This is a genomic window from Methanosaeta sp. UBA458 (assembly GCF_002496085.1).
In the GTDB taxonomy this organism is placed as follows: domain Archaea; phylum Halobacteriota; class Methanosarcinia; order Methanotrichales; family Methanotrichaceae; genus Methanothrix; species Methanothrix soehngenii.
This window is the reverse complement of record NZ_DAIK01000109.1, coordinates 10,272-16,031: the sequence shown is the minus strand read 5'-3', so window position 1 is coordinate 16,031 and position 5,760 is coordinate 10,272. Positions and strand designations below refer to the sequence as shown.

Below are 5,760 nucleotides of genomic sequence, written 5' to 3'. Positions count from 1 at the left end.
CAAAGACCTTCTCAGTGAACATCCCATCATCGGAGCTTCTGGATAAGACCGATTACTGCGGGCTTGTGTCTGGAGAAAAGGTCGACAAATCGGAGACCTTCGAGATCTTCTACGGCTCGCTGAAGACCGCCCCGATGATCCGGGAATGCCCGGTCTCGCTTGAGTGCCGGCTCGTCCAGATCGTGCCCCTCCCAACCAACAGCCTCTACATCGGCGAGATAGTCGGTGCATATGCAGATGGCAGGGTAATCAAAGACGGAAAGCCTGATTTCCCGGGGATCGACCCGCTCTTCCTGACCATGCCCGACAACCGCTACTGGACGCTTGGGAAGCATGCCGGTGACGCGTGGAGCGCCGGAAAGAAGCTGATACGGCGATGACATCATAGCAAGAGCGATTTACATGACAACCATACTGGTCGACCAAGATCTCTGCACTCGTTGCGGGATCTGCTCCACGGTCTGCATAATGGGTATCATTGAGCCTGCCGATGAGAACTCACTGCCGAAAACGAATGACACCAAAGCTGGCATTTGCATCCAATGCAGGCATTGTGAAGCCCACTGCCCGTCGCAGGCGCTAATCCTGGAAGATCGCCCGGACGAAAAGATGCGCCTGCCAGCGGGAGCGGGGGATATTGCACCTGATAATATGGGATACTACCTGAGGAAGCGGCGCTCTGTCCGGCACTATACGAAGGATCCGGTGCCAAAGAAAAAGATCCTCGAACTCCTCGATATCGCCCGGTATGCCGCATCCGCGGGAAACAGACAGCCAGTGGAATGGATCGTTGTCCACGATCAGGAGAGGGTGAAGAAGATCGCTGCCATGACCATCGAATGGATGAGAACGCTCGCCGGCTCAAACCATCCCATGAGCGGCTACGTCCCGGCGCTCATTAGGGGATGGGAGAGCGGCAGCGATGTTATCTGTCGGGGCGCCCCGCACCTGCTCGTAGCCACCATACCGGAAGAATATCCAGTGGCCCAGACCGATGCCATCATTGCGCTCACCCACTTCGATCTCGCGGCGCCGGCACACGGGATTGGTACCTGCTGGGCCGGCTTTGTTGCGATGGCGGCATCATCGTACAAGCCGCTGCAAAAAGACCTAAGTATCCCCGCCGGGCGGAGAAGCGCCTATGCGATGATATTCGGCCACCCGCAGCACGAGATCTACGGGATTCCGCGCCGCAAGCCACTCGTGGTTGCGTGGCTGTAGGGCTGGCATGATGGATTTGCCTGAAAGGGAGGAACAATGAAAGACTACGCAGAGATTGGAAGGAGAAAACTGCTCCAGATCGATGGAAGCCGGAATCCAGGTCGAAGAGACCATCAACAGGATCTGCCCCGACCTTGCCCGGTACCTCATCGAATACTCGTTCGGCGAGATTTATGCTCGTGACGGACTCGACAACAGGACCCGAGAACTCGCGGTGGTTGCCGCCCTGACAGCCATGGGCACTGCAGCGCCTCAGCTGAAGGTCCACACCCATGCCGCACTTCATGTCGGCTGCACACCGGAGGAGATCCGCGAGGTCATCATTCAGATGTGCGGGTACGCTGGGTTCCCGGCAACACTGAACGCCATGAAGACGCTTGTCGAGGTCCTGCAGGAGACCGGCCAAGCGCTCCCGACGGATTCCCTTCACGCCGGATCCGAAGGGAGGTATGAAAGAGGGAAGAATCTGCTTGCCATGATTGCGCCTGAACAGGAACGCATCCTTAAGGAGACATACGACCCGATCAACCCGGACATCGCAAAATACGTCATTGCATTCGGGTATGGCGATATCTATGCACGGGGTCTCCTCTCCCTGCGGGACCGACAGGTCGCGACCATTGCAGCGCTTGCGGCAAAAGGGACGGCCCCATCGCAGCTCCGGTTTCATATTGGCGGCGGGTTCAGGGCAGGCCTCTCCGAGGCGGAGATCGTCGAGATAATGCTGCTCATCTCAATCTATGCCGGCTTTCCAGCCGCCTTGAACGGCATCCTCGCCACCCATGAGGTCGCCGCCTCAATGAAGGAAAATGAATGAAGATTAGCGAGGAGCCGTAAAATCCTCTGCAACGGGAAGCCCGAAACAGCGCGAAACGGCAACAGAGTTTAGGGAATTGGATCCGGGCAACATTGGGGGAGGATTTCTCCAGCAGGATTCTTCCCCGGAAATTTGACTTGTGGACAATCTATTTATATATGAATGCTGAAACGGATTTTTGATCGCATGATCAAAAAATTGAGCATACAGTCAAAAAGGCATGGGCGCTTGAACGAGAGCGTTTGGGCCGATCCCAAAGGGAGAAGAGATGACAAACGATAAAGAAGCAGACGAAAGGCAATCGTTCATTGCTGAGGCGAGGCGAGAGCAGATAATCGAGGCCACGATTGCCACTCTCGATGAGATCGGCTATGTAAACGCCAGCCTTGCGCAAATAGCCAAGAGAGCTGGAATCAGCACGCCCCTGATCTCATACCATTTCAGCGATAAAAACGACCTGATAAACCAGACTTTGACGACACTGCTCTCTGAGGCTAACGCGTATGTAACAGAGCGATTGAAAGAAGGAAGTACAGCGCGGGAGAAGCTGCGCATATTCATCGAGGCAAGGCTTGCATACCAGGGAACGCATTCCAAACATAACGTCGCCCTGATCGAGATCGTTTTCAATGCCAGGACGCTCGACAACGTTCCCTATTATAAGCTGTCCGATGATGGGGAGGACCCGGTTGTATATGCGCTTGAACAGCTCCTTACCGAAGGCCAGGCCAGCGGCGAGTTCCGCGAGTTCGATATCCATGCCATGGCCAGCGCTATCCAGGGGGCCATTGGCGAGTATCTGGCAGATCAGTACCTCATCGCCATAGTCGGCCTGGAGACCTACTGTGCCGAGATCTTCGAGATATTTGATCGGGCAACCAAAGCGGATCAGAGGTAAGACTATGGATCGTACGATATCTCAAACAGTTGGATTGAGAAAGCCTCAAAGGGGATTGGGCTTCTGGAATAGCATCGCACCTGTGCTCGGGCTATTCTTCTTGGCGCCTCTGACCGCGGAGTATCTCATCGGCTATTCGTCTGAGACCTTCACCGAGATGCTGGTGGGTTTATTGCTCTTAGCGCCGACTTATGGTGGCGCAGCCATCATCATCCGAGAGAGCGCTCGCCGCACAGGCCGTGGCTGGCCGACGATAATTCTGCTCTCACTTGCTTTCGGAATCTTCATGGCGGGCTTGATCGACCACAGCCTGTTCGATCCATCCTTTCAGATCACAGAATTATGGCATGACATGCCAAATCCCACATATATCCCGGCACTAGGCATCAGCTATCTGGATGCACTGTATTTCGTTTTGGGGCATGTGATCTGGAGCATAAGCGCGCCCATCGCAATAATTGAGACCTTTGTTCCCAGGAGCAGGACGGTGCCGTGGTTGGGCAACCTCGGGTTAGCTATTATATCGCTCCTGTATATCCTGGCGTCCTCAATCCTCTGCTGGGGGATAGCTATAGATGACCAGTTTTTCCCATCTGCTCTTCAGATGGCTGGAACGGCCATCGTCGTTATGGCCTTGATCGCCCTGGCGTTTTCCGTCAGATTAGAAGAGCGGCCCTTTGCCGCCATACGGCTGCCCAAACCATGGGTGGTTGGAACTGCTGCCTTTATGCTCTTGAGCCTGCCGAACATCATAGAAACAGGATGCGAAATGCTTGGCATCCCTTCGATGTTCATGATCGACTGGCCAGGCTTCATAATTAACATCCTCACAGTAGGCCTGCTGGCTGCCCTGACATGGCGATGGTCGCAGAGCAGAGATTGGAGCGCCTCCCATACACTCTCTTTGGCTGGGGGAGCTCTCCTGACCAGAGCATGGATTGCCTTCCTCTTAGTGCCATTTGATGAGGCGATGTTTTATGACGAGCTGGTTCAGAGAACAGTCTTCTTACTTGGCGTGGTTATGCTGCTTCTATTGGCGGCATGGAAGATAAGAGCAGAAAAAAAGAGATATGAAGCTTGGGTATAGCAGAAAATTCAAAACGTCTTGGGGGAAAAGCAAATGAGCGAATCCTTTCACTTGAAGCGCATCTTGCTGGATGCATTTGCAGTAGTCGCGATCCTTGTTGCAGGCTGTTTTATCTGCTATAATGCAACGCTTTACACAGCCGGAGCGGCACAGGAGGGATACCTTGCCCTGACCAATGCGACTGTGCTGGAAGGAGAAGACTTAGAACCGATCAATAGGGCTGAGGTCCTCATTAAAGATGGCACGATAATTGAGGTCGGAGAAGAGGGCAAAATCGACATCCCACCTGGAGCAAAAGTTCTCGACCTGACCAGCTACACCCTGATGCCGGGCCTTATCGATATGCATGTGCATCTGGGACCGCAGACTTATAAAGCCAATGAAGAGCCGGGCATCCTGGAGATGCCAAAGCTGGTCTTCGACTGGGTGCGCTTCTACCCCGATACGCGGCGTGCATTTCTGGAGAACGGCGTCACCACCGTCCGGGACCTGGGGAACGAGCATGGCTGGATCATGGAGCTTCGCCGGCATCTTCGAGACGGTTCCCTGGAAGGGCCGCGCCTGTTTGCTGCCGGCCCCATATTCACGACGCCGGGCGGCCATCCAGTGGCTACCTTTGGAGTTGATCCGGCATCTGACTCAGTGCGACTTCCAAGCACCACGGAAGAAGCCCGCAGAGCAGTGAAGGAGCTCGCCAGCGGCGAAGATCGAGCAGACCTCATCAAGGTGGTTCAGGAGCGAGGCGGGCCTGGGCGCGACCTTGAACCAATAGCCCCCGAAGTCCTTGATGCTATTGTGACTGAGGCGCACGAGCAAGGCCTTGCCGTCACCGCCCATTGGGGCACCCTCGAAGACCTGGAGGACGTTCTCGCCGCCGGGGTTGACGGATTGGAGCATGTCGAAGCGAGGGCTGTTCTTGATGGCTGGCCAGAGGATGTCCTGGACAGACTGGTGGAACAAAACGTGCCAATTACGCCGACGCTGTCAGTCACAGACGCGGTACTTCCTCCACAGATCTCTTCGCAGCTCAGACTGCGAGTGGGAGAGCTTTATGCTGCAGGAGGTTGGATCGTTGTGGGAAGCGACGCGCCCATAAACGGCGTTCCCTTCGGCGCCGGCGTTCACCGCGAGCTGGAGCTGCTGGTGGATTGTGGACTCACCCCACAGGAGGCCCTGAGAGCTGCGACCATTGAGGCCGCCCGGGCACTGAGAACGGATAGCATCGGAGCTATTGAACCCGGGCGCGCTGCAGACCTGCTGGTAGTGGATGGCGACCCGCTCCAGGACATTAAGGATGCTCAAAATGTGGTCATGCTTTTCCGGGACGGGCGAAGGGTGGTTGACTGCCAAAGCAGAGGGCAGTGAATATCTCTCCAAGAAAGCTCGATTGCGTATGGTCCTTTTAGGGTGTCCTCTACCGTTTTTTTCATCGTTAGGCTGGGGCAATCGTTCCAAATCAGAAAAGGTTCCTCGCTATTTTGAATGGGTGAACCTGAATCGCTAATTCTCTGTATCTTTTTGCCTCTGTGGTGAAACGCTATGCTCTGACCCAACCAAAGAGAAACAGAGGAACAGAGGCCATATTCTCTTCTTGACTTCCCCCACATATTTCAGCGAAGAGCCTCAGAAAAGATATCATCGATATCTGCAAAGGTAATCTCCATTGGATGCAAATGATTTTGAATTAGAGATAAAAATAGTATCAGAAGAACTCAAAGCCGATACCAATCCGATACC

The 5,760-nt window shown here is 54.6% G+C and carries 6 protein-coding genes; all 6 read left to right on the top strand.

The genetic code is table 11. The features are described from left to right. Positions 1 to 380, top strand: a 380-nt coding sequence (locus BP822_RS07650; protein ID WP_286878081.1) for a flavin reductase family protein, incomplete at its 5' end; no start/stop codon positions are given. Positions 381 to 402: 22 nt separating this feature from the next. Continuing rightward, on the top strand, positions 403 to 1,221 hold the full coding sequence (locus BP822_RS07645; protein WP_273271152.1) for a nitroreductase family protein: 819 nt from the start codon (positions 403 to 405) through the stop codon (positions 1,219 to 1,221). An 82-nt stretch (positions 1,222 to 1,303) separates the two neighbouring features. Next, positions 1,304 to 2,038: a carboxymuconolactone decarboxylase family protein gene (locus BP822_RS07640; RefSeq protein WP_273271151.1), complete on the top strand. Its 735-nt coding sequence runs from the start codon at positions 1,304 to 1,306 to the stop codon at positions 2,036 to 2,038. A gap of 268 nt (positions 2,039 to 2,306) precedes the next feature. After that, positions 2,307 to 2,936, top strand: coding sequence for a TetR/AcrR family transcriptional regulator (locus BP822_RS07635; RefSeq protein WP_273278377.1), 630 nt, complete (start codon positions 2,307 to 2,309; stop codon positions 2,934 to 2,936). A gap of 4 nt (positions 2,937 to 2,940) precedes the next feature. Next, positions 2,941 to 4,023, top strand: a complete 1,083-nt coding sequence (locus tag BP822_RS07630; protein ID WP_286858141.1) for a hypothetical protein — start codon at positions 2,941 to 2,943, stop codon at positions 4,021 to 4,023. Positions 4,024 to 4,056: 33 nt separating this feature from the next. Further along, complete coding sequence (locus tag BP822_RS07625; RefSeq protein WP_048132375.1) at positions 4,057 to 5,388, top strand: amidohydrolase family protein; 1,332 nt, start codon at positions 4,057 to 4,059, stop codon at positions 5,386 to 5,388. Positions 5,389 to 5,760: the final 372 nt, after the last annotated feature.

Excerpts from the sequence above, each read along its gene's own strand:
- BP822_RS07645 (WP_273271152.1), top strand. The coding sequence starts at position 403 with ATGACAACCATACTGGTCGACCAAGATCTCTGCACTCGTTGCGGGATC.
- BP822_RS07640 (WP_273271151.1), top strand. The coding sequence starts at position 1,304 with ATGGAAGCCGGAATCCAGGTCGAAGAGACCATCAACAGGATCTGCCCC.
- BP822_RS07635 (WP_273278377.1), top strand. The coding sequence starts at position 2,307 with ATGACAAACGATAAAGAAGCAGACGAAAGGCAATCGTTCATTGCTGAG.
- BP822_RS07630 (WP_286858141.1), top strand. The coding sequence starts at position 2,941 with ATGGATCGTACGATATCTCAAACAGTTGGATTGAGAAAGCCTCAAAGG.
- BP822_RS07625 (WP_048132375.1), top strand. The coding sequence starts at position 4,057 with ATGAGCGAATCCTTTCACTTGAAGCGCATCTTGCTGGATGCATTTGCA.